Annotated in this window: 14 protein-coding genes and 2 pseudogenes; 8 read left to right on the top strand and 8 right to left on the bottom strand. The window is 68.3% G+C overall.

Annotated elements, in window-relative coordinates; all coding sequences use genetic code 11:
* Nucleotides 1-183: 183 nt before the first annotated feature.
* The 5 genes and pseudogenes from ACF089_RS35485 to ACF089_RS35465 form a co-directional block, all read right to left on the bottom strand.
* Nucleotides 184-2,280 (bottom strand): helicase associated domain-containing protein, encoded by a 2,097-nt coding sequence (locus ACF089_RS35485; protein WP_392036252.1) that lies wholly within the window; start codon nucleotides 2,278-2,280, stop codon nucleotides 184-186.
* Nucleotides 2,213-3,571: a hypothetical protein gene (locus ACF089_RS35480; RefSeq protein ID WP_392036243.1), complete on the bottom strand. Its 1,359-nt coding sequence runs from the start codon at nucleotides 3,569-3,571 to the stop codon at nucleotides 2,213-2,215. The genes ACF089_RS35485 and ACF089_RS35480 overlap by 68 nt, the downstream gene beginning before the upstream one ends.
* A 15-nt stretch (nucleotides 3,572-3,586) precedes the next feature.
* Nucleotides 3,587-4,593 (bottom strand): annotated as a pseudogene (locus ACF089_RS35475) (TniB family NTP-binding protein).
* Nucleotides 4,594-4,634: 41 nt separating this feature from the next.
* On the bottom strand, nucleotides 4,635-6,803 hold the full coding sequence (locus tag ACF089_RS35470) for a transposase (protein WP_392036241.1): 2,169 nt from the start codon (nucleotides 6,801-6,803) through the stop codon (nucleotides 4,635-4,637).
* A complete protein-coding gene (locus ACF089_RS35465) occupies nucleotides 6,800-7,516 on the bottom strand; it encodes a TnsA-like heteromeric transposase endonuclease subunit (protein WP_392036238.1) in 717 nt (238 codons plus the stop codon). The genes ACF089_RS35470 and ACF089_RS35465 overlap by 4 nt, the downstream gene beginning before the upstream one ends.
* Nucleotides 7,517-7,779: 263 nt before the next feature.
* Between ACF089_RS35465 and ACF089_RS35460 the strand changes: the two genes are divergently transcribed.
* The 4 genes from ACF089_RS35460 to ACF089_RS35445 all read left to right on the top strand — a co-directional run bounded on the left by ACF089_RS35460 (nucleotide 7,780) and on the right by ACF089_RS35445 (nucleotide 13,926).
* On the top strand, nucleotides 7,780-9,972 hold the full coding sequence (locus tag ACF089_RS35460) for a dsDNA nuclease domain-containing protein (RefSeq protein ID WP_392036235.1): 2,193 nt from the start codon (nucleotides 7,780-7,782) through the stop codon (nucleotides 9,970-9,972).
* 306 nt (nucleotides 9,973-10,278) lie between these two features.
* Complete coding sequence (locus ACF089_RS35455; protein WP_392036232.1) at nucleotides 10,279-11,457, top strand: dsDNA nuclease domain-containing protein; 1,179 nt, start codon at nucleotides 10,279-10,281, stop codon at nucleotides 11,455-11,457.
* Between the two features lie 133 nt (nucleotides 11,458-11,590).
* The gene (locus ACF089_RS35450; protein WP_392036229.1) at nucleotides 11,591-12,010 is read left to right on the top strand and encodes a hypothetical protein; all 420 of its coding nucleotides are present in this window, start codon (nucleotides 11,591-11,593) and stop codon (nucleotides 12,008-12,010) included.
* On the top strand, nucleotides 12,007-13,926 hold the full coding sequence (locus ACF089_RS35445) for a hypothetical protein (protein ID WP_329011947.1): 1,920 nt from the start codon (nucleotides 12,007-12,009) through the stop codon (nucleotides 13,924-13,926). The genes ACF089_RS35450 and ACF089_RS35445 overlap by 4 nt, the downstream gene beginning before the upstream one ends.
* Before the next feature lie 101 nt (nucleotides 13,927-14,027).
* Here the strand turns inward: ACF089_RS35445 and ACF089_RS35440 are convergent.
* Nucleotides 14,028-15,956, bottom strand: a pseudogene (locus ACF089_RS35440) (Helicase associated domain protein); the annotation flags it as partial.
* Nucleotides 15,957-16,210: 254 nt separating this feature from the next.
* Between ACF089_RS35440 and ACF089_RS35435 the strand changes: the two are divergent.
* The 4 genes from ACF089_RS35435 (at nucleotide 16,211) to ACF089_RS35420 (ending at nucleotide 21,141) form a co-directional block, all read left to right on the top strand.
* Complete coding sequence (locus ACF089_RS35435; RefSeq protein ID WP_392036226.1) at nucleotides 16,211-17,500, top strand: AAA family ATPase; 1,290 nt, start codon at nucleotides 16,211-16,213, stop codon at nucleotides 17,498-17,500.
* A gap of 163 nt (nucleotides 17,501-17,663) precedes the next feature.
* Nucleotides 17,664-19,280 (top strand): Mu transposase C-terminal domain-containing protein, encoded by a 1,617-nt coding sequence (locus ACF089_RS35430; RefSeq protein WP_392036249.1) that lies wholly within the window; start codon nucleotides 17,664-17,666, stop codon nucleotides 19,278-19,280.
* Nucleotides 19,277-20,020, top strand: coding sequence for an AAA family ATPase (locus ACF089_RS35425; protein WP_392036223.1), 744 nt, complete (start codon nucleotides 19,277-19,279; stop codon nucleotides 20,018-20,020). The genes ACF089_RS35430 and ACF089_RS35425 overlap by 4 nt, the downstream gene beginning before the upstream one ends.
* 41 nt (nucleotides 20,021-20,061) lie before the next feature.
* On the top strand, nucleotides 20,062-21,141 hold the full coding sequence (locus ACF089_RS35420) for a hypothetical protein (RefSeq protein ID WP_392036220.1): 1,080 nt from the start codon (nucleotides 20,062-20,064) through the stop codon (nucleotides 21,139-21,141).
* A 4-nt stretch (nucleotides 21,142-21,145) separates the two neighbouring features.
* Here ACF089_RS35420 and tpg read toward each other — a convergent pair whose 3' ends face one another.
* Both tpg and ACF089_RS35410 read right to left on the bottom strand, forming a co-directional pair.
* Complete coding sequence (gene tpg, locus ACF089_RS35415) at nucleotides 21,146-21,706, bottom strand: telomere-protecting terminal protein Tpg (RefSeq protein WP_392036217.1); 561 nt, start codon at nucleotides 21,704-21,706, stop codon at nucleotides 21,146-21,148.
* A 424-nt stretch (nucleotides 21,707-22,130) separates the two neighbouring features.
* Nucleotides 22,131-24,515: a Helicase associated domain protein gene (locus ACF089_RS35410; protein ID WP_392036246.1), complete on the bottom strand. Its 2,385-nt coding sequence runs from the start codon at nucleotides 24,513-24,515 to the stop codon at nucleotides 22,131-22,133.
* Nucleotides 24,516-25,095 lie beyond the last annotated feature (580 nt).

Genomic DNA, 25,095 nt, shown 5'->3' with positions numbered 1-25,095 from the left:
CCTCGACTGTTCCCGCCCAGTGATCATGTGCGTTTGATGGGCTTCTGAGCTGGGGTGATCAGGTAGCTGGTTGGTGCTGGTGGGTCCGAGTCGATGGCCACTTGTGGTTGTAGATGGCTGCGCGTGGCTCTGACGTGGTGGTTTGGTCGAATGTGATGGTCGTTCAGGTTTTTGGGTTGCTGCTCATTTTGACTGGGTCGCTTGTAGGCGCTTGTTCGTGGGGTTGAGGCCGATGGTGGTCAGGAGTGTGCGTTGGTCGGCGTGGAGCGTGTGCCAGTTCGTGTGCTGGTTGGTGAGCCAACGGCGTTGGCTTGCTGAGGGGCGCTGGTGCTCGGCTAGGGCGGAGCGGAGCCCGTTGTAGGTGTGCTGCCAGCTGATTCTCCAGGGTGGGTTCCACCAGGGGTCGAGTGCTGCGAGTGCGTGTTCGTGGGGCCATGGCCGGCCGGTGCGGCGTAGGTGGGCGTTGGCGCGTTTGCGTTGCTCGTATAGCCACCAGCCCAGGGGGAATCCGTTGTGTTCGGTGGTGTAGTCGGCGGTGCCGAGTCCGCCGTGAGTGTGCGCGTATGAGCGGGCGTAGGGCAGGCCGCCGTCGATGGATGACGAGACGGTTGTGGGGCGCGGCCCGTTGGTGCCGGTTCGGCGGCGCATGCGTGTTTCCCGCTGGGGGCGGGCGGCGTGTGCGTCCTGGGGCGTTATGCCGAGTCCGGTCAGGAGTTCCTGCTGGCCCGGGTGGAGGTCGCCATAGTTGGTGCACTGGGTGAGCAGCCATCTGGTGGCGGCTGGAGGGAGTCCGGGGAAACCTGCGGCCGCGTTCAGAATGTGGCCGTGGATCTCGTTTCTGACGGCATGGTAGGCGATTTGCCATGGTAGGCCCCAGGACGGGTTCCACCATGAGTCAAGGACGTCGAGGGCCTCGGCGCGACGGTGGGGTAGTCGGCCGTTGGCGGCCCGTTTGCGTTGGTGGGCGAGCCATGTCCCCAGCCGGTAGCCGTGGTGGTTCGCGCTTCTGGGTACGGCGAGGTGTCCGTGCCGGGCGGCATAGGAGCGGGCGTATGCAAGGCCGGTGTCGAATGATGCTTGCTGGGTGACACGACGGGGCCGTGCGGTGCCGGAGTTCGCGGTGGTGATGCCGAGTTGCGTGAGCCTTTGTTGCTGCCCCGGGTGGAGGTTCTGGTAGGCGACGCACTGGGTGTAGAGCCACTGCCCAGTCCAGTCGGGGGTGCCGGGGAAGCCTTGTGCAGGAAGGAGTTTGATTCCGTTCTCGACGAGTTTGCGGGCGGCGCGGTGGTTGATCTGCCAGTCCCCTTTCCACGGTGGGTTCCACCATGGGTCGATGGCGGCCAGCAGCGGGTCGGCCGGATAGGGCGTGGCGAACTTGGCGGTGTGAAGGCTGGGCTGGTGCCGTTGGCGGGCCAGCCAGCCTCCGACAGGGAAGCCCTCGTGCTGGGCGGAGGGTGATGCGTTGAGGTCGCCGTGCAGTGCCGCGTAGGAGCGGGCGTAGTAGAGACCGGTCTCCAGGGACGGCCTGTGGGTGGCGGGGTTGGGGCGGGCGGTTGCGGCAGTCTGCTCAGTCAGTCCGACGGCCGCGAGCTGTCGGCGCTGTTCCACTGCCAAGCCGGGGTAGGACACACATTGGGTATATAGCCATTGACCGAGTTCGTCGTCGAAGGGTGCAAAGGCGCTTCCGGGATCGAGGGGGTGGCCGGAGCGGACGAGCTCGCGCACGGCGTAGCAGGCTCGCTGCCAGTCGGAGGGCCAGGGCGGCGCCCACCACAGATCCATTGCGTCCAGCTGCTGTCTGAGGGCGGGATCGAGAATGCCGCGCCGGGCGCGTACGCGGAGGTTGGTCAGCCATTGGCCGATGGGGAAGCCGGCGTGCGTATCGGCAGCGCTCGCACAAAGGTGACCGTGCTGCTCCCAGTAGGCGCGTGCGTTGGTCAGGCCCTGCTCACGGGCCTCGGCGAGGTTGCGACGCCGCGGCAGTGCGTGGCGGGCGGCCTCGGCACTGATGCCGATCTGTGCCAGTAGTCTGCGCTGCTGGGGGTGGAGGCTGCTGTAGACCTGGCACTGCCGGTACAGCCAGGTGCCGAGATTCTCGCTGGTGCCCGGGAAGCCCTGCTCTGGTCTGATGTCGGTGCCTGAGTCCAGCAGCCGTCGTGCGCGCAGATAGATGCGCTGCCACAGCGTGCTCCACGCAGGATTCCACCACGGGTCAAGAGCGGCCAGGGCCTGGCTGCGCTCGGGGGAGAGCTGGGGGCCTGCTGCGCGCTGGTTGGACAGCCACAGGCCGAGTTGGATTCCGTCCTTTTCGTGCCGGTAAGGAATGCAGAGGTGCTCCGTGTTCGGTGGCGTAGGCACGGGCGTGGCGCAGGCCGCGCGCGAACCCCTTGGCGGTCTCGGCCACGTCTGGGGCCGGCGCCCCCGCCGACTCCGTTTTTCCGGGCGCTTCGTCGACGGGCCGGGTTTCGGCCAGGAGCCGGGTGATCGGTGCGGGCCGGTGGGGCGGGGAGACGTGCCACATGCTGCGTGTCTTCGGCTTGTGCCCAGCCTGCGTGCGTACGCAGGCGCGTACCCAGGCGTTCAGCGGGCCTGTCGTGATGGCGCTGAGGCGACCGGCGAGCCATGGCCGCTCAAGACGTCGAGCCAGTTCGTCCACGAGGCCGGGGACATCGGCGAGCGCGTGCGGCTGATGCCGCCCCGCGTCATCGAGTAGCCGCTGCTGCAGGCTCGGGTCGGCGAGGGCCGCCGCCAGCGTGACAGCTTCGGGATAGGTCACCGCATCCCGCGCCGCGGCACGCCAAGCGAGGCCGTTGCCGGGTGCCATCAGCCGCAGCCGATCGGGCCAGAGGATCTCTTCCGGCCAGGGCTCGTCCCACCACGACGCCATGATTGCCTGCGCCACGGTGAACGCTTCGCCAGCGTGCGCAGAGCGCCGCAGCAGCCGTACATGACGCCGCTGGGCCGCCCCGATCTGCGGCACATACCGCAGGTCCAGCTGCCCGGGGACGGCCGCTGCCCCGTCGACGACGGGTGCTTCCAGCATCCAGCACTGGTGCTTGACGCATACCCGGCCGTGCGGCAGCAGGTAGCGGCGTGCTTCTTCCTGGCCTCGTGTGGCGGTCGCGGTGCAGGCCCGGCATCCGGGGCCGGTCGGCGGGATAGTTGCTGCGGTGCGGACCCAGGCGGCCGGCCCGCTGCCGAGCCTGCTCGAAGGAACGTCCCTGCCCCAGGCCGGCAGGGCACGGTGCAGGTGTTCTTCGGGCATGCGGCAGAAAGCGGCGACCACCGCCCGGGCCTCGGCGTTGAAGACCACTTCGCCTTCGGGCCGCACCGTGAACAGATTGGGCCGCCGCCCCACGTCCACGAGAGCGCCGATGAGCTCTTTGGCCGTGAGCCTGTACCGGGAGGCGACTCTGCTCATGAACGACAGCGTTGTCTCGCCGTTCAGCGGAGCGACACGCACCGCGCCCAACGGCAGACCGTGCAGGGGCAGTTCGTGCTGCTCGCGCTGTGATGGCTGCGAATCATCCCTGACTGCAGGTTCCATTAACGAGCTGGTGGTCTTCTTCACCGTTGGTCCGCCTCGTCAGTATCCAGTGCCGTTGTTACGGGGGCGCTGGAGACGTTTTCGCGGCGGGCGGGCTTGCTGCTCCGCGCGGATGTCGAGCTGGATGGCGGCCAGGAGCCGTTTGGTGATCTTCTCGCTGCCGTCGAGGAGGGCGGTCAGGGCGGCTTCACGGATGAGGTGGGAGAGGCTTCCCATGACTCCGCCGGTGCGCTGATGGAGGTAGTCGGCGTGCCGGGCCAGAGTGCCCCCAGTGTGGCGGCGCAAGTGCAGGGCGTTTTCCATGTCGGTGACCAGGTCCAGCCAGACGGCGCGCTGTTCGGCTGTGCCGCAGGACAGGGCGGTGTTGCGGACCAGGGTGAAGCGGCCTGCCAACTGTGCGCCGCGCGGCCCGTTGAGCAGGGGCGATGCCTCGACGTCGACGCCTGCGTAGACAAAGGTTGCCGGAATCCTCTCGCCGAGGTCATCTGGTCGGAGGTCTCCGCGCCAGCCCGGGTGCGGGTGTCGAGCAGGTGGACGTCGTCGACGAGGACCAGCGCGGTGCCCAGCTGGCACAGCAGGTGGCAGACGGCGTCGGTGATCTGCGCCTGGTTCATCCGGGCCGCGATGGGGATGCCGAGGAACCGGGCGAACTCCGATACCAGCATCTTGGGAGTGGAGGCGGGCGGCACCGCCAGGAACACCACGGGCAGGCGGTCGGTGCGGCCGGGGTGGCGGCGCTGCTCGGCGAGTTCGAAGGTACGGCCCATTTCCAGCAGGGTGGTGGTCTTGCCGGTGGTGGGCGGCCCGGACACGATCAGCCCGCGGCGCGCGGTGCCCTGTTGGCGGCGGTTAAGGAGCATAAGCCGCCGCACCGACAGCGAGATGCGCTCCATCGCCGGGGTGGTCAGGACGACGAACCGGGAGTGGTAGTCCAGGCGTTCCTCAAGCGACCAGTCCTCGTCTCCAGTGGGCGGGGGCTTCAGCGGGGGAGTGCCGACGAACTGCTGCCAGCCTTCCCGCGTGGTCGGCGGCGCATAGGCCGCCATCTGCTGCTCCTCGTCCGGGACGGGACCGGCCTCGGGGACTGCTACCACTGGGTTGCCTCCTGGCGGGCATCGTAGATCCGCGACGGGCGAAGGACTGAGGCCCGCCCGGATGGCTGCTCGTCTCCGGCGGGGCCGCCGCCGGCATCGTCTGATGTGCCGAGCGGGTCTTCGTCCTCGTCCCAGCCGTCCTCGAACTCTTCGTCGTCGGGCTCATCCAGATCCGCTGGGGTGAAGGCGCCGACCAGGCCGTAGGAGAGGGTCGGGGCGGTGAGAGGGACGGACGGCTCCTGCTGGTTTGGGGCGGGCCCGGCGAGGGAGGCTGCGGCGCTGGCGCGTGCCGCGACGGTCCGCTCGCGGCGGGTGCCTTCCCCGTTACCGGCCCGCCGCAGGAGACGGTCCAGGGCCTGGGCGAGCTGTTGCTCGTGCTCATCGCGATCGCCGCGGCGCTCGACGGTCGCGCGGATGTGCCGCCAGGTGAAGTCGGTGAAGGGCAGGCTTACTCGCTCCTTGTGGATCCAGGGCACCTCCTCCCAGCCGCCGGGCAGCCGCACCCAGATCTGCTGGGGGTCATAAGGGTTGTGGTGCACCTCCCACATCCCGTCCGGGGCCGTCGACTGGAACCCGCGGTGCGGGTTGAGGACCTCATGGTCGTAGGTGCGATAGTCGAAGCGGATGCCGTAATCGTTGATGCCCACCCGCTTGACCGGCATGAGCTCGACATAGTCCTCTTCGCTGAGCAGCACCGGCACATAGCCGGTCACGCCGACCAGCGCGGCCCACATCTCGTTCGGCGACACCGCGAGTTTCGGGGCCAGAGGATGACGCAGGGATGCGTGCCGACGGTGCTGCCAGTCTGCGACCAGCCACTCGTCCAGCAGATCCTGCACCTGTGGCAGCGTCCAGCACGCCTCGTCCCCGACGTGAGAGCCCCGCTGAGTGACGTCGGAGCCGGTGTAACCGGCCACGTACTGAGAGAACCGGTCGCCGATGGTGCGGAACATCCGCTCGACATTTCCCTTGGCCGGGCCGTTGGCCGGAGGCGCCGGCTGCACCGACACCCCCAGGCTGTCGCACGCCGCGGTGAACGAGGCGGAGATGAACACCCGGCCCTGGTCGACGACGACCGTCTCCGGCGTGATCACCGGACGGGCTGCCGCACCCTCCAGCCGCGCGTCCAACGACACCAGCCGCTCGTAGGGGATGACCGACCGCGATATCGCCAGCGCCTCTTCCCACCCTCGGCGCATCCGCATTGGCGTCACCATCTGCGCCAGCAGAACCGCCGCATCCACCGACCCGGTGCCCATCGGCCGCAGCACGGTCGCACAGATACTGCGCGTCGCCACATCCAGGGCGATCGTCAGCTCGGCCTTACCCGCCACCCCGTCGGCCAGGACCACCATCACGTCCAAAGGGGTGCTGTCCAGCATCACCAGCTCACCGGGCCGCAGCGCCACCGTCGGGGTGAACGGCGGAGCCGGCCGTGAGGAGTGACGGCGCCGCTGCGCCGCTGTCCCCAGCAGCCCATGACGGTCCGCGAGGGCGTGCACCAGCCGGTTGAATGTCGAGGCCGGCGGCACCTTTACCGTCCCCACACCGTGGGCGTCCTCCAGAATCCAGCCGACGGTGCGCCGGAGCCGGCTCAGCGTCCCGGTCGACCGCTCCCGCTGCGCCTGGAGTGCCTGCGCGATCGCGGCGACCACCCGCTCGTCCGCGCGCCCTATCGGCGAGCGCCGCCGGGCGGCCCGGCCGTCCACCAGCCCCCACAGGCCTTGCTCCCGATAGCGGGCCCGCATCCGCCGCACCGTCACCGCACTTGCCGGCTGCCCGGCCGCCGTCAGCTCGGCGGCCTTGGCCTCCTCCCGCTCTGCCATGGTGCGCCGGGCCGGATCGAACTCGGCCCGAGGCGGCTGGTCCTGTCCCGGGACGGGGTATCCGGTCTCGACCTCACGCACGTGCCGCTCCCAGGCGTACGCACGCGCGCGCACCTGTTCAGGCAGCTCCTCCAGGAGCCCGAACGGAGGCACGCCGCGCTGCGGGGCGCCTACCACTTCGAAGTCGGGTTCGGCGAACAGGAAGTTCGCCAGGACAGTGGCCACGGAGTTGTCCGCGTCGACCAGCCGTACGCATGACCCTTCCAGCATGACCACCGTCCAGGTCCGCTTCGCGAAACGCACCTGTGTTCCGGGCTCTAGCACTGTGCCGCTCATGCCTGCCCCCCTGTGGGGCGGTCCGCCGTCACGGTCACCCGCTCGTGCAAGGGCACCTCGAGGGGGGCCGACAACTTGCCGTGCCACAGCGCGTGGAAGACCACCGGGAAGACCTCCACTGGATCGCCGAGTTCACGCACGCCCTCGATCAGAGGCAGCGGTCGCCGAAAGACCTCGGCCGCGCGCCCGGCAAGTTCGCCGCCCCTGTAGCGGGGGTGCCGGTACCCGGCCAGCCAGCGCAGGTTGGCCGCCAGAACCGGATCAGGAGGGCGCAGAACCCTGTACTGCCACCCTGCTGCCGCGGCCGCGGCCTTCATCACCGCCGCCCGACAGGCCAGGCGCGGTGAGATGTCCCCGTGCCCGGCGCAGTCCGCCAGCAGACCCCTGCCTTCCGCGAGCCGGGCCATCAGATGCGGTGCGTGCCGCACCCAGGTTCCGTCACGTTTACGCCAGGTGAATTCCACCGGGCGGCATGCAATGGCCTCGACCGAAGGATCCCGGTCCAGCAGCATCACCTGGGTGCGCATGACACCAGACCCGTAGTGCACCAGCCGCCCGTTCGTTGCCGACCACCACCAACCCGGCGCAAAACGACGGCCAGGACGCACGGGAAAGGGCCGCACCGGGCCGCAGTCCTCCAACGCGACCTCCCGTGCGACGTCTCGCCAGCACATCAGCCGCTCACTGCACGCAGGATCGACGAAGCGCGCCATCAGGTGGTCGTCGGCTCCCTCCGCGAACTCTCCGCTTGCCTCGCCGCCTTGTCGCCTCACGTCTGACAGCCAAATGCATGCCGGGCGGCCGGGTACGTGATCTGGCTGCTCCCACCCCGAACGGGTGAACACAATCCGCTGCCGAAGAGGGAGACCTCAGTGAGGGAAGGACACGCTGGCTTCACGAGTTCCGCCGAAGTGATCGACTCGCCAGTCGAGTACCGCTTACGCTGCGTGCTTGGGGAGAGTGGGCTGGGGGGTACATGGTTGATCCGATTGCGACTGCTGCCCTGAACGCGGGTTCGGCGACACTGCGGGGCTACGAGTACCAGACTCATGTGGCTGCACAGGCCGTCCTGGAGATGCTCGCTGATGAGGCAGTACGGCATGTGACATGCGAGCACATTGAGGACGTCATCATCGCCCGCAGTGAGGGGCAGGCCAAGGGCGGTCTGTTTTGGGAGTTTCAACAGATCAAGACGCGGGAAGTGGCCACTCCTTGGGCATTCAGAGACGTGCTCGCAAAGAGGCCGTTGCAAAGCCTGTGGCGTACGTATGGAACGTTGAAAGACCAGGGACTCTCCTACAGGCTAACGGCTGCCGTTGAGGGATTTCTTGATCCTGCCGATGCGCTCGTTACTGCTCTTGCGCACGGAGAAGGGGCCGACAACGAGCGCTGTATGGAGCGGGTGACTGCCCACCTGAAAGCTGACGCCAAGGAGGTCTCTGCCTTCTTGGGCCTGATGCGTATCCAGGAACTTCCCAGGAGCGAAGACATCGAGGAACGTAACGTCGCGTTCCTTCGCGAACTGGGCTCGCCGTTGACCGGTACTGAAATTAGCGGTCTCTACGCCGAGCTCGTGCACCGTGTCAGGAAGGCGATGCAAGGCCGCCTGGATCCTCGGTGGACTGAGCAGTCAGGAGTGCAGGACCTGCCTGCGGGGCTGCTGGGGAAGCGCATCGGGCCCAGCGCGGTTGCCGATATCCGTCAGCGCCTGCAACTACCTGATCGCATGCTGTTGACCGGCTTCTCACAGCGCGGAGAAGTCGACACAGCGCAGATCAGTGAAGTGCGGAGTGGCGCAGCAGCCCCGTACGAGGCTTGCGGTCTGCGCAAGGACTATGACTGCGAGAAGTTCCCCTTCCACCGTCAAGAGGACGGCATGGCTGACGTCTTCTACGCGACGCACAAGCCGACCGGCACGCCCGTCGTCCTCAAGAAGCTACGCGGCCAGTACCCGCACCTCGACAAGAAAGCCCGGATGACCCGTGAGATCGAGGTGGGCCGTCTTCTGAGCGACCATCCGAATGCGATGCCGGTCTGGGACGCCGCCGACGGCACGTGGTTCGTCATGCCCAAGGCGCAGGCTGTCGCAACGGAATGCCTCGATGACCTCAAGGATCCGGCCGTACTACGGGACCTGATTGAGAGCCTGTGCTCGGTGCTGATCGCTGCGCATGGGATGCAGGCACCGGGCGCCCCTCACGGATGGGTACATCGGGACATCAAGCCGTCTAACGTACTTCGGCTTGATGGGCGATGGGTTCTTGCCGACTGGGGCATTGTGCGTCGTCCGCCTGGCCAGACCACGCATGCGCAGCGCACCCGGCTTGGGGCGAGCATGGGATCTGAGGGCTTTGCCGCTCCGGAGTTGAGCTTCGATGCCCATAGTGCCGGTCCGCCGACTGACGTCTACAGCCTGGGGCAGCTGATCGGCTGGGCGGTCACACGCAGGAACCCGCAGCAGAATATTCCACTCATACCGGACTCTGGTCCCTGGCGCGCGGTCGTCCGAGGAGCAACGCGTACGGACCCCGGGAGACGGCCGGCAACGGTGCAAGCGTTCCTTGACCTCATCGCCCAGGAGATCGACACACCCCCCACGCCGCCCGTAGTACATGCCGAAACGCTCCGTGATGCTTTGAGCGATGGAGCAGCGAATGCCTCAGAGGAGTTGGTGGCCCTGGCGGCTGCCCACCCCGACGACGCTGCTCTGTACTGCGACGTACTTCTCAATGTTGATCCTTTGGCGCTCATGCCGGCGTTGTTGGCTGACCCTCCCCGAGCCCTTGAGATTGTCCGGGCGATGCCCGACCTTCTGGGCACACACCGCTCAATAGAGCGTGGTGAAGTCGACGCCGTCATCCTGTGGCTGTTCACCGTCGCACGCCATGCCGCTAATGCTGCGCAGTTGGATCTGCTGGAGGTTTGCTGCAACGGCGCCTTCACCTGGGACGCCTTGTGGGACCAGTGGAGGCCGCAGGATGAGATCAGGCCCTGGCTGCGCACCCTGACAGGGGATGCCGCCGGCTCAGTCGCAGGAGCTCTGCGCGACCATCCCGACTGCGCACGCCACTTCTCCTCACTGGCCAACGAGATGCGAGTCGATCACCGGATCCGTTCGGCAGTCTCACCACCTTTGCCGGGCGCGACCGGCACCGCCGGGTCAACGTAGGGGGCGGCGCGACTATGCCCGGTACCTCGTCTTCAGCGCGTCCCGGTGTGGCTGGGGCCGGGTCGAGTGACGCTGGGAACCATGGGCAGGCGTAGTCGACTTCGATGGTGCTGAAGGCTTCGTCCGGCCAGGGGGCGGTGTCGTTGTCGGTGGTGATGAGCTGGAGGCCCGAGCCGTAGGCGTCCGCGGAAGAGGGACCCGTCCCCAGTGAGGGAACAGTGGCTCCACGAGTTCCGTCGAAGCGATCGACTGGCCAGTGTTGTACCGCTTACGCTGCGTGCTTGGGGAGAGTGGGCTGGGGGGTATATGGCTGATCCGATTGAGACCGTTGCTCCGGACGATTCTGGTTCGGTCACGCTGCGGCGGTACGAGTATCAGGTTCATGTGGCTGCGCAGGCCGTCCTGGAAATGCTCGCTGACGAGCCGGTACGCCATGTGACCTGCGAGCACATCGAGGACGTCATCGTTGCCCGCGGCAGCGAGGAGCAGACCAAGGGCGGCCTCTTCTGGGATTTTCAGCAGATCAAGACACGGGACACGACCACGCCCTGGGCGCTTACGGACGTTCTCGCCAAGGGACCGTTGAAGAGCTTGTGGCGCACGTACGGGGCGGTGAAGGACCAGGCGCTCTCATACGGGCTCACAGCTGGGCTGGAGGGTTACCTCGATCCCGCCGACGCACTCGTCACCGCTCTCGCACATGGGGGAGGGGCGGATAACGAGCGGTGCCTGAAGCGGGTGACAGCCCACCTGAAGGCTGACATCAAGGAGGTTTCAGCCTTCCTGGGCCTGGTCCGCATCCGGGAACTGCCCAGACGCGAGGACATCGAGCTGCGCAACACCGCCTTCCTCCACGAGCTCGGCCCGTCCTTGACCGGTGCGGAGATCACCGGCCTCTACACCGAACTCGTACGCCGTACTCGGGAGGCAATGCAGGGCCGTTTGGGCCCGCGGTGGGCCGAGCAGCTAGCGGTGCAGGACCTGCCTGCGAAACTGTTGAGGAAGCGCATCGGCCCCGGCACCGTCGCAGACCTCCGACAGCGTCTGATGCGCCCTGACCACGTACTGCTGACTGATGTATCGCAGCGTCTCAGCGGAGTCGAGACAGCGTTGGTCCGCAAGCTACGCCGGGGCGCGGCGACGGACGATGTAATCCAGGAAGCTCAGATGGTCCGCGCGCATGCCGACATTCACCGTATGAAGCAGCAGTCCCTGGGCACGTGGCCGGCTGACCCGGCCATCGAGGCGGACCTGGACGAGCGGCTGCTGCTGGTCGCGCGCCGTACCATCCGCAGGCACGCGGCAGATCCTCGCCCAGCGAACGCCATCTTCGACGGCCTCCAGACCACTCTCGAAACCAGCGCCGCTACCCACGACCGCTGGCCCCTCTATGCCCGGGACGGCGTGCTGCTCATGGGCCGGGCGTGCGCCATCTCCGACGAATGCCGTTTCGACTGGGGGACTGGCCATGAGTCTCCTGCCTGATATCGCCCCGCCCCCCACTGCGCCCCCGGAGTATCCAGACGGACTCCCTCCTTCCGTCGACGCCCAAGCCAGGCTTCTTGTCCTCATCGACGCCTTCTCCGAGACAGCAGCATCCAAAGGCATCGAAGGCAGGATGAAGCTCGCCAAACTTGACTTTCTCCTGCGCTACCCCGAGCACTTCAACCATTTGATGGCCGAGCGCCGACCCGACGCCGACCCAGGCGACGATCCGTGGCTGACAGGAGCCATCGAGCAGAGCATGATCCGCTATCGCTATGGCCCCTGGGACCCCGCTTACTACGCCCTCCTCGGTGCTCTGACAGGCAAGGGCCTCATCGAGCCCAAGCACGAGAACGCGGTCGCGACCTACCGCACCACGCCAGCCGGAAGAGCGGTTGCGCAAGCCCTTGCCGAATCCGAAAGCTGGCGCCCCGTACGCGATCGGGCCCGGCTCCTGCGCCGGCACTTCAACCTCACCGGCACCACTCTCAAAGACATGATCTATCGAGCGTTCCCCGACATCGTCGAGGCGGACTGGGGGACACAGCTGTGAGAATCCGGATCGAAGAACTGCACCTGGTCGGAACCAGCCGCCGCATCCGGTTCGAGCGTGGGATGAACGCCATTACTGGCGCCATGAGCGGCGGTAAGACGGCGACGATCAGCTGCCTTCGGGCCTTGCTCGGCGCCGATGTAAGCGTCGTCCCCGAGCTCCGAGGGCGCACCATGGCCGGCACCGTACTCATCGGCGACCGCCGCTTCCGCATCGTCCGCCCCCTTGTCACCACGACGACCGCCAAGGTCGATATCGCCGAGATCGGAGGCCAAGAGGAAGCCTGGCGGTTGCCGGCCAGCGAACTCCAGGCCGGCTACGACCACACCTTCCGCGACTGGCTCCTCGACCGCCTCGGCCTGCCTCGCATCAAGGTGCCGCGAGCCCCAACCGACCAAACGAGCCCGCTTGTCCCCGTGACCGCAAGCGACTACCTCATGTACTGCGTCCTGAGACAGAAGGAGATCGACGCCTCTGTCTTCGGCACCGCTGACAACCACGCGAAGAACATCAAACGCCGCTACGTCTTCGAGATTTTGTACGGCATCCATGACCCTGAATCCACCGGACTTCGGGAACGGCTTCGCGAAGTGTCCACGGAGCTCAAGGCCCTCACTGCGGACTCCGTCACCCTGGAACGACTCTTGGCTGAGACAGCCTTCGGCTCACAAGCCCAGCTGGAGGTGCAGCGCACAGCCACTGAGACCAAGCTTCGGGCGGCACGCACAGCGGATCAGCAACTAACGAGTGAGCTCACCGACCCTTCCACGGTGACCCTGCGCTCTCGGATTGCTGATGCTGAAAGCGAACTCGCGCGCATCGACATGGCTACCGCCGCGGAATCTGCGGCGGTAGCCAACCTGCGCGAGCTACACGACCAGCTCATCGCCCAAAGCCGTCGCCTCACCCGCGCACTCGTCGCGGAACGGCTTCTCAACGACTTCGAGTTCCACACCTGCCCCCGTTGCGGGTCCGGCATCCCAGAGCGCGGTGACGACCACACCTGCCGACTGTGCCTGCAGACCCCTCCGCAGACCGCGGCACCGTCATCCCTCGCCAGCGAGCAGGACCGGGTGATCGAGCAGGTTTCGGAAACCAAGCAACTCATCGAGCGCAGCACGAAAAGAATCGAAGAACTCCAGGCCGCACGCGCAGGCCACGCCCGTCTCCGCAACGACCTCGGAGCACAGCTAGACCGAGCCACGTCAGCCTTCGTCAGCGATCAGACCGACCGCATCCGCGCCACCGCCGCCGAACAAGCCCGGCTTGAAGAACGCTTGATCAGCCTGGAACAAGCCCTGTCGTTGTACGAGCGTTCCCAGAAGCAGGCACGCCGCATCGCCGAGCTTGAGCAGGAACAAGAATCTCTCAACGCGAGCATCGACGCTTCCAGGCACAGCAACCCTGCCGTCCAAGAACGACTGCGGAAACTCGATGAAGCCTTCGAGACGATCCTCCGCGCCTTCGACACCCCACGATTCGAAGAACCGGCAGGCACGTACATCAGTCGCAAGACGTACCTGCCCATCGTCGACGGCCGGTCCTTCTCAGACCTCGGCTCTCAGGGAGTGGAAGTCCTCGTCAACGTGGCGCACGTCCTCGCACACCAACTTGTTGCCCTGCGGGACAACAGCATTCCGCTCCCGAACATCCTGATCATCGACGGCCTCAGCAACAACGTCGGCCACGAAGGCATCGATCTCGAGCGGCTACGCAAGATGTACACCACCCTGCTCAGCGCTGCCCTCCAGCACATCGATGACCTGCAGATCATCGTGGCGGACAACGATCCCCCGCCCATCTCGGGAGTTCACCGCGCGCTAAAACTGTCGGACACCGATCGCCTCGTCCCAGAAGCGACCGCCGGGCAAGAGGCCCCGGACACAGAAATTGATCAGAGTGGCGACAGCAGCTGAGACACCAGTCGAATCTGCAACCCGCAGTCCCGGCAGGCGTTCCCTTGGGGACTGCGGGCTCGGCGCTGTCTGGTTAGCGCACCGATGGGTCGGTGCCGGAGTCATGCCCAAGCGATACCGAGCTCCCGTAGGGCAACGAGTTGCTCCTGAGTGAGCTTGTCCCGCCTCGACTTGGTGTTCGAGACCCACACGCCAAGCTTCACCGGCACCGGCTCGTCCTGGTCATCGACCTCGATCTCGACGACCGCGCCGCGTGGGACCGGCCGATTGCCTTCCCGCTCGACCCACTGGGTGAGGGCCGCGAGGCCGCGTTGGAATGCTTGCTGCGCCTTGCTCGGCCCCTTCGTCGTGTGGCTTGCCGTCGGGGCGTGGGCCGGGGCCTGGTCGGGCTGTAGGCCCAGCTTCAACAGCCGCTGCTGCTGCTCCTCGGAGAGCTGTTTCCAGGTGCCCGGGTTCTTCTGGCGCTCCAGCCATCGTCCGATGTCATCGTCCTCGAACAGCACCCCGGGCTGAATCTCGGGCAGGGCGCCATCGCCCTCGTCGGCGGCTAGGTCGCGTAGTACGGCGTAGTGGCGTTGCCAGTCGAGTGGCCAGGGGCAGTTCCAGTCCTCATCGATCGCGGTGAGCTGTGCCGCGCGTGCGGCAGCCCGCTTCGGGTCTTTGCCGAGGCCATCCTTGCGGCGGAGGTTGGCCATGTGCTGTCCAACCGGCACCAGGCCTTCTCCCTCGCCTTCGCCCCAGAGGGTGTCTTGTCGGGGTGCGAGGTGCCCGTGCGTACGGTGGTAGGAGCGGAGGGCGGCGAGTTTGTTCTCCCATGCTTCGTCGCCTGGTTCCCAGACCATTCCGGCTTCGTCGAGGAGGGTTTTGCGGTGGGGGTCGAGTTCTCCGGCCCGCAGCGCTTTTCTCTGTTGGTGCACCCATCGGCCAAGCGGGAACGTCTTCGTCGTTCCGACTGGGGTCTCGACGTCATAGGCGACGGCATACAGGCCGGTGATCCCGTTCTCAGCTCGCCAGCGGGTGAGGGCTTGGTAGCCCTCGAGCCAGACCAGGGACTGGGGCCGGATGACGCGGCAGCGGGTGAGGGCGGCGATGTCGGCGGCGTCGCGGGGGGTAGCGAAGTTGACCACGACCCGGGCGACACGATCGACGTCCTGCTGCGCCTCGCCGGCCTCCTCGGGCATGTCCCCGTCCTCCGGGCCGATCCCGGTGGCGGGGGAGGAGCGGACGTGGATGCGCCGGCGTTCGGTACTGCGGGTGAGGGCGCGGGAGGCGAACTGGTCGACCATGCGTTCGGAGTGTGAGCGCAGGGCTTGGAGGATGTCGACCAGGGGCTGGTAGCTGGCCGAGGCGACCATGTCCTTCGGGTCCTCCCCGGGCTGCAGAAAGACCGGGATGATGATCCGCGCAGTCTTCACCGTGCCGTCGGGGTTGGGGCGCAGGGCGCGTCCGATGTTCTGGACGATGTCGACCTGGGAGCTGCGCGAGCCGACGATGCACACGGCCTCGACCCCGCGCAGCCCGGTGATGTCGACCCCGACCCCCAGGGCCCGTACCGAGGACAGGAACGCCCGGTGCACCCGCTGGTTGTGGGAGTCGATGCCGTTGGCGAACCGATGGATCACCGCACGCCGGTGCGCGATGGGATGGTCCCCGCACAGCCAGTCCGCCCACACCCGCTCAGCAGGCACGTGACGGCCTTCCTCGAGCTCGTACAGCTCAGCGTCGATCGACGACGCCGGCAGCTCCTCCGCCCCGGCCAGCGCCGCCGCGGAGGCCTCAGCGGCATACAGCTCGGCCGCGGTGCGCGGCATCTGCGCGGCGAACGCTTCGGCTTCCTCGACCCGCTGGTGGAACACCATGGTGGTGTGCAGATTCCGCTGCGCCGCGTGCTCCAGCAGCGCGGCCTGGAGAAGGGCCATCCGCCGGCCACGCAGCGCGTCCTCCGACAAGCCCAGGATCGGGTCCGGGTCGCGGATCTCGAGCACGTCGATCTCGAACCCCGCAAGGATCGAGCGTTCCACCGCCTCCGTGCGATGTGCCGGGTTGGTGGCAGTGGGTGGGTGTCAGTGACGGCATGTCAGGCCAGGGTGTTTCCGCTGGTCGGGTGTTAAGGAAGAGCGGGTTCACTGCCGTTGAGCGGTATCTGCGGCCGGTGCGGCTGTCATAGACCGGTACACCACCCTCTGCTCCACTGTCTCGGGAACGGTACTTCTGATCCTTCCAGGGCCGCGCGGCTGCACCGTGGTCGATGTCGATGTCGGTGTCCGCGGCGGAAGGGTGTGGGGTGGGCGAGCCGGACGCGTGGGGTGAGATCACGGCAGGGCTGAGGATGTCCAGGCCGCTACTGCTGGAACGGCTGATGGAGCTCGATACGGCCGGGACGTTGACGACGGCCCATGTGCGTGCGGGCGCGCTGGTCGGTGGGGTGAATGTGCGCACGGTGTGGCGCTGGCTGGAGGCGGCACGCACGGAGGGCCGTGTGGAGCGCAGGCCCCGGGCCCGGCTGGAGTTGTCCGACCCGGTGTGGGAGGCACTGGCGCAAGAGGGTGGGAACGTGGCGGCGCTGTACCGGCAGCTGAAGGAGGCCGGGGGCGAGATGCCGGTGCCCTCGTTGGCGTCGTTGCACCGGGTGGTGCGCCGGGACCTTCAGGCCGGCAGGGTCTTGCCGGACCGCACGGTGGTGCGACGGGAGCGGGAGGAGCAGCAGACGAGGCAGGCGCTGGCTGACCTTGCTCTGGCCGGGCCGCGTGAGGGCGGCGCGGCGAAGGCGGCTGCGCGGCGGCTGCCGCTCCCTGCGCCGGCGGTGGTCGCGGGCGTGCCGGTGGGGGAGAGCGGTGCGCTGGCGGGTGTGGCGTTGCCGGCGGGAGCGCAGTTGATGCGGACGTCGTCGGTGCGGGCGGTGGCCGAGGCGGTCGGGCAGGCGATGGCGGTTCAGGGCGCGGTGTGTGTGTTCGGCGACCCCGGCCGCGGTAAGACCGTCGCCGTGCGGATGGCGCTCCGTGACGTGCCTTTGGGCTGGAAGGTGACGTGGGTGCCGGTGCCGGTGCGGCCGTCGGTGGCCGGCATGAGGCGTGCGGTGTTCGACGCTCTGGCGTTGCCGGGCCGCTTCCCGCGCACCTCGGCGCTGGCCGATGCCGCGGTCGCGGGGGCGCTGGGCGAGGCGCGGGTACTGGTGGTGGATGAGGCGCAGCGCCTGCCTGCGCCGTGCCTGGAGTATCTGCAGAGCTTGTGGGACCACCCTGACACGCGGATCACGCTGGTGCTGGTCGGGGCGGGCAGCGAGCGGGCGCTGGCCCGGCTGCCGCAGCTGGCATCGCACATCGGCGCATGGCAGGAGGTTCCACGCCTGGCCGGAGCGGAAGCAGCAGCCGTGATGACCGGCTTCCACCCGTTGTGGCGTACCGTCCCCGCCCCGGATCTGGCGTGGATCGACGAGTCGTGCGCGCACGGCACGTTCCGCACGTGGGCCGTTTTGACTGCGCACCTGCAGAACGCTCTGCTCACCACCGCTGACGCGGCCGTTGACCGGGCTTTGCTGGGGCGGCTGTTCAGGCGGGTTGTGCCGCCGCTGTGACGGAGCACTCCTGCACGGGGCGGGATGGCGGTCGCGCGTTCCGGCACCTGGCAATAGACGACGGTTCATCAGCGTGAGGGGAGCTGACATGGAGGACGGTGACGCGGTCCGCACAGGCGGAGGACTGCCTGCGGCGTCGAGGACGGCGCTGCGCGGTCCTGCCGTGCGGCGGCTGCTCGCACTGCGGACAGGAGGAAAGCTGACAGCAGGCCATGTACGGGTGGCTGCGGACGCGCTGGGAGTGTCGGAGCGCACAGTGTGGCGGTGGCTGTCCGCCGCCGAACAGGACGAGACCGCAACTTCCTACCCCGGCGCACGGTCCCGGGTCGATGCGAGGTTCACGATCACGTCCGAAGTCCGGGGGCTGCTGGCACTGTGGAAGGGAAACGTGCGGGCGGTCCACCGAGAGCTGGTCCTCCGCGCTGCTCGGCAGTCCCAGCCTGCGGACGTGCCGTCGCTGACGACGCTGCACCGGGCGATCCGCCGTGATCTGACCCCGGGCGAGCGGGCCGGGCTCGCGGGCGGGGAGCGGGCCGCACGGAAACACGATGTGTTCCTGGCCCGGCCACGAGGCTGGCGCAACCACGTGTGGGAGACCGATCACATGCAGGCCCCCGTCCTCGTCGATGTCGACGGCACCGCCCGAAGGCCGTGGATCACCTGGTTCACCGACTGCGCCACCAACGCGATCACCGGCGTCGCGGTCACCCCGGTCCATCCCTCAAGAGAGTCGGTGCTGGCCGCGCTGCGCTCCGCTGTCCTGCGCGAAGCCCCCTACGGCCCGTTCGGCGGCCTGCCTGAGAAGGTACGCGTCGACCGCGGCAAGGACTTCCTGTCGAGGACGGTGACCGCCGCCTTCGACCTCCTGGACGTCACCATGGAGGACCTGCCCGCCTACACCCCCCACCTCAAGGGCACCGTGGAGGGCCTCAACCGGGCGGTGGAGAGCATGTTCCTGGCCGCGCTGCCCGGCTACGCCCGCCAGCCGCGCCCCGGCAAACGCCCCGCCCGGCCGAAGGACGAAGCGCTGCTCGACTTCGAGGACTTCACCGCCCGGCTGCTGGCCTGGACGCTCTGGTGGAACACCGAACATCAGCCCGCGCCCTTGCGGGGCCAGACTCCGCTTGAGGCGTGGCAGGACGATCCCACCCCGCTGCGGGACGTGGCGGCGGCGGATCTGTGGACGTTCACCCTGGAGGACGTCGGCACCCGCACGCTGACCACCCGCGGCATCCGTTTCAGGAAACGCGATTACGTGGGTGCGTGGATGACCGGCCAGGCAGGCATCCAGGTCCGTGTCCGGTTCATGCCCCACCACGATCACCGGATCGAGGTCTACCACGCGGCCACCGGCCGCTACCTCGGTCCGGCGGACCTGGCCGACCAGGCAACCGAGGAACAGATCAGCGCCGTACGGAAAACGCGGGCCGCCCGTGCGCGCCGCCTGAAGAAGGACCTGCAGGCCTCCCAGCGCGAACGCTACGCCGCCGCCACCCAGGCCGAGCCCCTTCGACGGCTCGGCGCACTGACCGGTGCGCAGGCCGACGCCGAGCTCGCTGCCGCCGACCACACCGACGTGGCCCGGCTGGCACTGCCGGACGTCATTCCGCCCGCCGCACCTCCGGCCGGCTGGCGCACCCCGCCTTCCCTGGCCGCGCTGACCACGCCGGGCCGCCCCGCCCCGCTCCCGTCCGGCCGTGACTCCGCCCCTGCCACCCCGGACGACCCGGGCAGGCCGGCCGCATCTTCCACCCCCGACAAAGACGGAGACGCCCCGTGACCGCGGCCACCTACCAGTACGTCGACCTGCACGACGCGTCCGTGGTCACCACCCGTGCCCTGCTGACCGCGCGGGAGAACATCACCGACACGGTCGCCGCCCGCGCCATGATGTGCATCCACGGCGGCGCCGGCTTCGGCAAGACGCTCGCCGTCAACACCTGCCTGCGTGAGCTCGAACCCGCCGAGGACGTCCGCAGGGTCACTTTCCGCGCCCGCCCGACCGCTCGCGCGGTGCGCTACGAACTGTTCACCGCCCTCGATCTCGCCGGCGAGCCGCCGCGCCACCCCAGCGAGTTCGACCGCCTGCTGAAAACAGCCCTGGCCGAGCGCCCCCGCACCTTCCTCGTGGATGAGGCCCAGTGGCTCAACGGGGAGGCGTTCGAATACTTCCGCTACCTCTGGGACGAACCAGCTACCCAGCTCGCGATCATCTTCGTCGGCGGCGCGGGCTGCCACACCGTGCTGCGCCGCGAACCGATGCTCTCCTCCCGCGTCTTCATCTGGCAGCAGTTCACCCGCCTCACCCCCAGCGAGGTCCTCGACGTCATCCCGCTGTTCCACCCTGTCTGGGCAGACGCCGAACCCCAGGACATCACGTTCGCCGACCAGCATGCCGCACACGGCAACTTCCGCGCCTGGGCCCAGCTGACCGCCCACACCCGCACCGCCCTGGCACGGACCGGCCGCCCTCGCGTCGACCAGGAGCTGCTGCGCTGGGCCTTCAGCCGCCTCGCATGACCCCAATACCCGCCACCAGGCCGCCGACTCTCACGTTGGTCATGGACCCCCACGACGACGCGGCCCACACCCATGCCGCCCTGGCAGCGCACGACCCGCCCTCGGGCCGGATCACCCTGCACCCCGGCCCGGGCACCACCAGCGACACCGCTCTGGCCCACGACCTCCTGGCCGCCCTGGGCAGACCACCCATGCTGCCGGGCCGTTTCCCCTCCGGCCGCCAACCCGCCTGGGAAGCCGCCACCGCCTGGGTGACCGCCCTGCCCATCACCCAAATGACCGTCCTGCGCGCCCACCGCCTCAGCCTCCGCCGCACCGAACGCCTCCTGCAACTGCACGCTGCCACGGGCCTCCGCCTCACCCTGGTCTGCCACCGCCCCGGCCTGCCCGCCGCCCTTCACCAGGCCCTGGGCACCATCGAGTACACGACCATCACCGGCATCACGGCAGCCCGCCGCCACTACCACCACGACGGTGACGGGCGGCCTGCCGCCGAGCCCGCGGACAGGACCGTTCCCGCCCGGCGGGCCGACCGCTGGATCACCGTGCCCGCACTGGACCGCCTCGTCTCCCACGACAGCCCCACCGCCTGCACCACCCCGTGCACACCGCCGCCGATCGCCTGGCGACACCGCCCGCAGCCCGCGCCCCTCACCCCGCACACCGCCAGGGAAGGCGCCCGCCGCCTCTCCACCGTCACCGCCCACCCCCGCCTGGCCGCCGCCCTCACCACCGCGCTCTTCACCGGCGCCTCCCTCCAGCAACTCGCCACCGCCCGCCCCGGCGACTACAACGACGCCACGGCCACACTCGCCCTCCACGACCACGCCCGCTACACCGACGGCTGCGCCACCTACCCCGTACCTGACTGGGCACGTGTCTTCCTCAAGGCCGCCGTCTGCTTCGCCCATCTCGCCCCCGGCCAGAACCAGCAACTCCTCGCCGCGCCCGGCGACCGCCCGCACCTGCTGCGCCTCGCGGAAACGGCCAGGCTGCGCCCGCCGCAGCCTCCCGCCGCCCGTCGGCAAAACCGCATCATGTGGGACTGGCGTGAGCAGCGGGAGGCCAGCCGCTACGACGCGATGCTGACACTGCGGGGAAAGGCACAGCCGCACGGGTGAGGGACTACCGGATCGCGAAGTCGGCGAACTCGACGTCGGTGAAGGCGATGTGCACCCCATGGGCGCGCTGGCCGCCGTCGCGGAAGTAGGCGTGTCCCAGTGCGCGGGCGAGGATCATCAGTTGCTGCTGCTCACCTCCACCAGCATCCCGGGTGGCGAACAGCTCCCGGGCGACCTCACCGGACAGACGCTGGGTGATGCGCCGTACCCGCGGATCGTCTGAGGATCCCACCGCCGCAGCGAACCCGAACCGCGCCCTGGTGTGCAGCACGAAGCCCTCCGCCTCCGCCCTTGCCTGCAGCCTGGCCCGGATCCGCGGCTGCCACCGCTCCACCACCGCCGCCTCGATCGCCTGGATCTGCGCAGGACCCGGTGGGCGCCGGGCCCCGGGTTTCTTCGTCACCCACCGCTGCACGGTGCGCTGCGACACTCCCAGCACAGCAGCAACCCTCAGAGTGGAACCCCGGTGCGCCTTGAGCAAGAACAGCAGACGGGCCACTGTGTCCGAGGGAACCGGCCGGGTGCGCAGCGCGCGCTCCAGCCCCTGCACGATCTCTCCCAACATCCATCCCCTCAAGCAGCTTGCAGAGCCGCACCCTGCGACCAGTGACCTCATGTCTTCCAGACTTGACCGCCGCTTCCAAGCAGTTCTGCCGTCTTCAGGACAGCACCCGCAGCCGTCGGCTAGATGCGCACCGTCCCGACCGCGGCGGCAATACCCGTCATAACCATTCGACACCCGCACCCGTTGAGCGACGGCTGCGGCGCCTCTACCGGAGTCGTCAGCGAAACTGAAGGGAACCTGCCCGCCCGGCTGGAAGCGCACCGTCCCCGCAGCCAGAACCGCGCCCGCCTCGTAAGGCCCCCTGCACAGAGCTGGACCGCCCCCTCCCCGCCGCCACCTAGTCCGCACAGGGGTGCAGCCCGCAACCCCAGGGACTACACGCACTCCAGTGCGATGCCACTGCCCGGGGTCCCGCCCGGCCGCGTCACGCCGCCGCCCACTCCAGCCCCAGGGCGGCGAGCGCGGCGAGCTTGTCGGCGGTCAGCTTGGCCCGGCGGCTCTTGCTGTTGCTCAGGAACACCCCGAGCTTGACCTCCGACCCGTCCTCCAGCACCTCCACATGCGCCCTGGGGGGCTTCACGGAGCCGGTGCGGGTCTTGTACTGCGCCAGGGCCGCCACGCCCTTCTCGAAGGCGCTCAGAGCCGTCTTCGGGGCCTGAGCGGGCTCCGGCTCGGGGGGCAGCGGCACGATGCCGACGGCCTCCAGGAGCTCGCGCTGCCCGCCCATCAGCTCGGTCCAGACGGTGTGCTGACGCTGCTTCGCCAGCCACTTCCCGATGTCCATGCCGTGGACGGTGAACCCGGGCAGGACCTCGGACTGGTCCTCCTCGTCCGCCATAAGCTCCCGCAGGGCGGCGCAGTGCCGCTGCCACTCCGCCGGCCACGCCGGGTCCCAGTGCTCATCCACGGCCTCCAGCGCCGCCTTCCACTCCGGCCGCCCCTCCAGCGCACCCGGGCGCCGCAAATTGGAGAGCCACTGCCCCACCGGCCGGTCCAGCACAGTGGCGGACCGGGGCGCACAGAGGGTCCAGTGCTGCTCGTAGTACGCCTTCGCGGCCTCCAGGTTCTCCTGGAACCGCTCATCCACCGGCGACCAGACCATGCCCAGCTTCTCCAGCCGCTGCGCCCGCCTGCCGGTAATCTCCCCAGCCGCGTAGGCCCGCCGCTGTTCCGCGACCCACTGCCCAAGCGGTGTCGCACCCTCCCGGTGCCCATACGGAACCCGCGCGTTCCCGACCCGCTCGACGTACGCCTTCAGCTTTGCCCAGCCGCGCGCCCAGTCCTGGCGTTCGGTGTCGATCACGTTGAAGGACACCCAGTCCGCGACCATCACCGGATCGCGCGGAGCCGCGAAACGGAGCAGCAGGCGAGTTTCTTCCTCTCCGTCCTCGGGATTCACACCGATGTACTCGGACGGCTGCACCACGTCCTTCTGAGGCTCCTGCGGAATAGCCAGCAATTCCACGGCCTCTTCATCGTGAGCCCGCAGACCCTCAAGAACCTTCACCAAAGGGCGGTACGAACCCGAGGTGAACATATCCTCCGGCTCCTCATCGGGCTGGAGGAATACCGGCACGATCAAAGAGGCGAGCTTCCCCTGTCCGGGCTTCTGACGCAGCGCCCGGCCGATCGCCTGGACGATGTCGTGCGGAGCACCCTTGGGGTCCATCAGGGCCACGGAGTCCACCGCCCGGATGTCCACGCCCTCACCCAGGACCCGGCAGTTCGACAGCACCGCCCGCCGAACGGTGGACCCGAACTGCCCCAACACCTCGCGACGCCGCTCGGGCACGTGCTCCCCGCACAGCCAGTCCGCCCAGATCTTCGCCGGGTACGTCTCCGGCTGGTCCGCGTGGAGCTTGGCCGCCACCCGCGAAAGGCCCTCCGCGTACGCCTGCGCCTCCATCGTCCGGTGGTGGAAGGTGATGCACGTCGACAGGTCATGCTGCTCCATGGTGTGCAGCAGCGCCGCCTGGAGCGCCCCGAGCCGCTCACCGCGGACCCTCTCGCTGTGCCGCTCCTCGCCCATCAGCCGCTCGGGCGTGACCACCGGGTCCTTCAGCTCCAGGACGATGATCTGATACCGCGCCAGCAAACCCCGCGACACCGCCGACGCCAGCGAGAGCTTGTACAGGACCGGCCCGAACACGACCTCGTCATCCATCGAGGCTGCCATCTCCTTCGGCAGCGCCTCACGAACCCCCTCCGCGACCTCCCAGTTCGGCCGCTCCTGCCAGATCCGCGGCGTCGCCGTCAGATACAGCCGCCGGTGCGCCGGGATGACGTGCTGGTTGTGGATGTCCGCCCACGCCTTACCCATCGAGCCGGACGTCCTGTGGGCCTCATCGACCACCGCCAGGTCCATCGGCGCGAGCTGCTGCCCGTAGACGCCCTCGAACGCCTCCGCCAGCACCGACAGCGAGGCGTAGGTGGCGTAGATGGTCACCGGCCCCGTCCCGTGCCGCAGGGCCAGCTGCACCGGGTTCGTGGTGGCGCGGACCTTCAGGCTCCACAGCTCCGGATCGTCCTGGAGCGAACACACCGCGACAGCCGGCCCCTTGTGCCCGGCGTCGTGCCATGCCTTCACCGTCTGCGCCAGCAGATCCAGCGTCGGCACCAGAACGAGAATGCGCCCCTTCGGCACAATCCGCTTCGCCGACGAGGCGGCAATAATCGTCTTCCCCGTGCCACACGCGGCGTGCACCTGCCCGCGAAGGCCATTCCACGGAATACCGCCCGGCGGGATATCGAAGCCGCGAACAATGGCCGCAACGGCCTCGATCTGGTGGTCACGCAGTTTAACGGCCATTCCCGTGTTCTCCTTTTCGCGGAATTCGGCGCGCAATCAGAAAAGAAAGTCCGGCGCGGCGCGAGGGGCCGGGGGTGCTGCTGTCTGTACCCAGATGCTACACAGCAAGAGTTCGTGATGCATCACTCACAGCACATGTTCGCCCTGTAGGCTGATTCTTGACTGAATCTCACCCTGCGCGCACGGTTGATGGGGTATGCTGGCGGGGTATTGGTGAATGTGAACGGCCGGTTTCGAGGGTGGGGGAGGGGTTTGGGTGGAGCGCAGCGGAACCCGTCACTGCGGTGGGGTCGGCACCCGATCGGGCCGACGGTCCGTCACTCTCGTTCCGGGGGTGGTAGCTGGAATCTCCAGGCCCTACACAGGTCCGCACGTGATGCACCTCCCCTCCTAACCAGCCATCAGGAGTCTCGCTTGCGAGACTCCGTCAATGAGCGCTTGCGCGAATTGACAACCCTTCAGATGGTTTATTGTTTCGCTTGCGAAACAATAAACCGTGCCCGTATTCGGGCACCTGACGGAGCGTCAGCGAAGTCGTTCTCTATGCCCCGATTTATCGGGGCATATCCCGCTCCGCGGG

Origin of the sequence: Streptomyces sp. NPDC014894, assembly GCF_043080985.1 — a bacterium.
Taxonomy (GTDB): Bacteria; Actinomycetota; Actinomycetes; order Streptomycetales; family Streptomycetaceae; genus Streptomyces.
Note: the sequence above shows the minus strand (reverse complement) of the source record. Positions and strands in the feature narration are given on the sequence as shown.

What these genes read in the sequence shown, in the direction of transcription:
- ACF089_RS35470 (WP_392036241.1), bottom strand. Translation starts at nt 6,803, where the DNA reads ATGAGCGGCACAGTGCTAGAGCCCGGAACACAGGTGCGTTTCGCGAAG.
- ACF089_RS35465 (WP_392036238.1), bottom strand. Translation starts at nt 7,516, where the DNA reads ATGGCGCGCTTCGTCGATCCTGCGTGCAGTGAGCGGCTGATGTGCTGG.
- ACF089_RS35460 (WP_392036235.1), top strand. Translation starts at nt 7,780, where the DNA reads ATGGTTGATCCGATTGCGACTGCTGCCCTGAACGCGGGTTCGGCGACA.
- ACF089_RS35455 (WP_392036232.1), top strand. Translation starts at nt 10,279, where the DNA reads ATGGCTGATCCGATTGAGACCGTTGCTCCGGACGATTCTGGTTCGGTC.
- ACF089_RS35450 (WP_392036229.1), top strand. Translation starts at nt 11,591, where the DNA reads ATGAAGCTCGCCAAACTTGACTTTCTCCTGCGCTACCCCGAGCACTTC.
- ACF089_RS35420 (WP_392036220.1), top strand. Translation starts at nt 20,062, where the DNA reads ATGGACCCCCACGACGACGCGGCCCACACCCATGCCGCCCTGGCAGCG.
- tpg (WP_392036217.1), bottom strand. Translation starts at nt 21,706, where the DNA reads ATGTTGGGAGAGATCGTGCAGGGGCTGGAGCGCGCGCTGCGCACCCGG.
- ACF089_RS35410 (WP_392036246.1), bottom strand. Translation starts at nt 24,515, where the DNA reads ATGGCCGTTAAACTGCGTGACCACCAGATCGAGGCCGTTGCGGCCATT.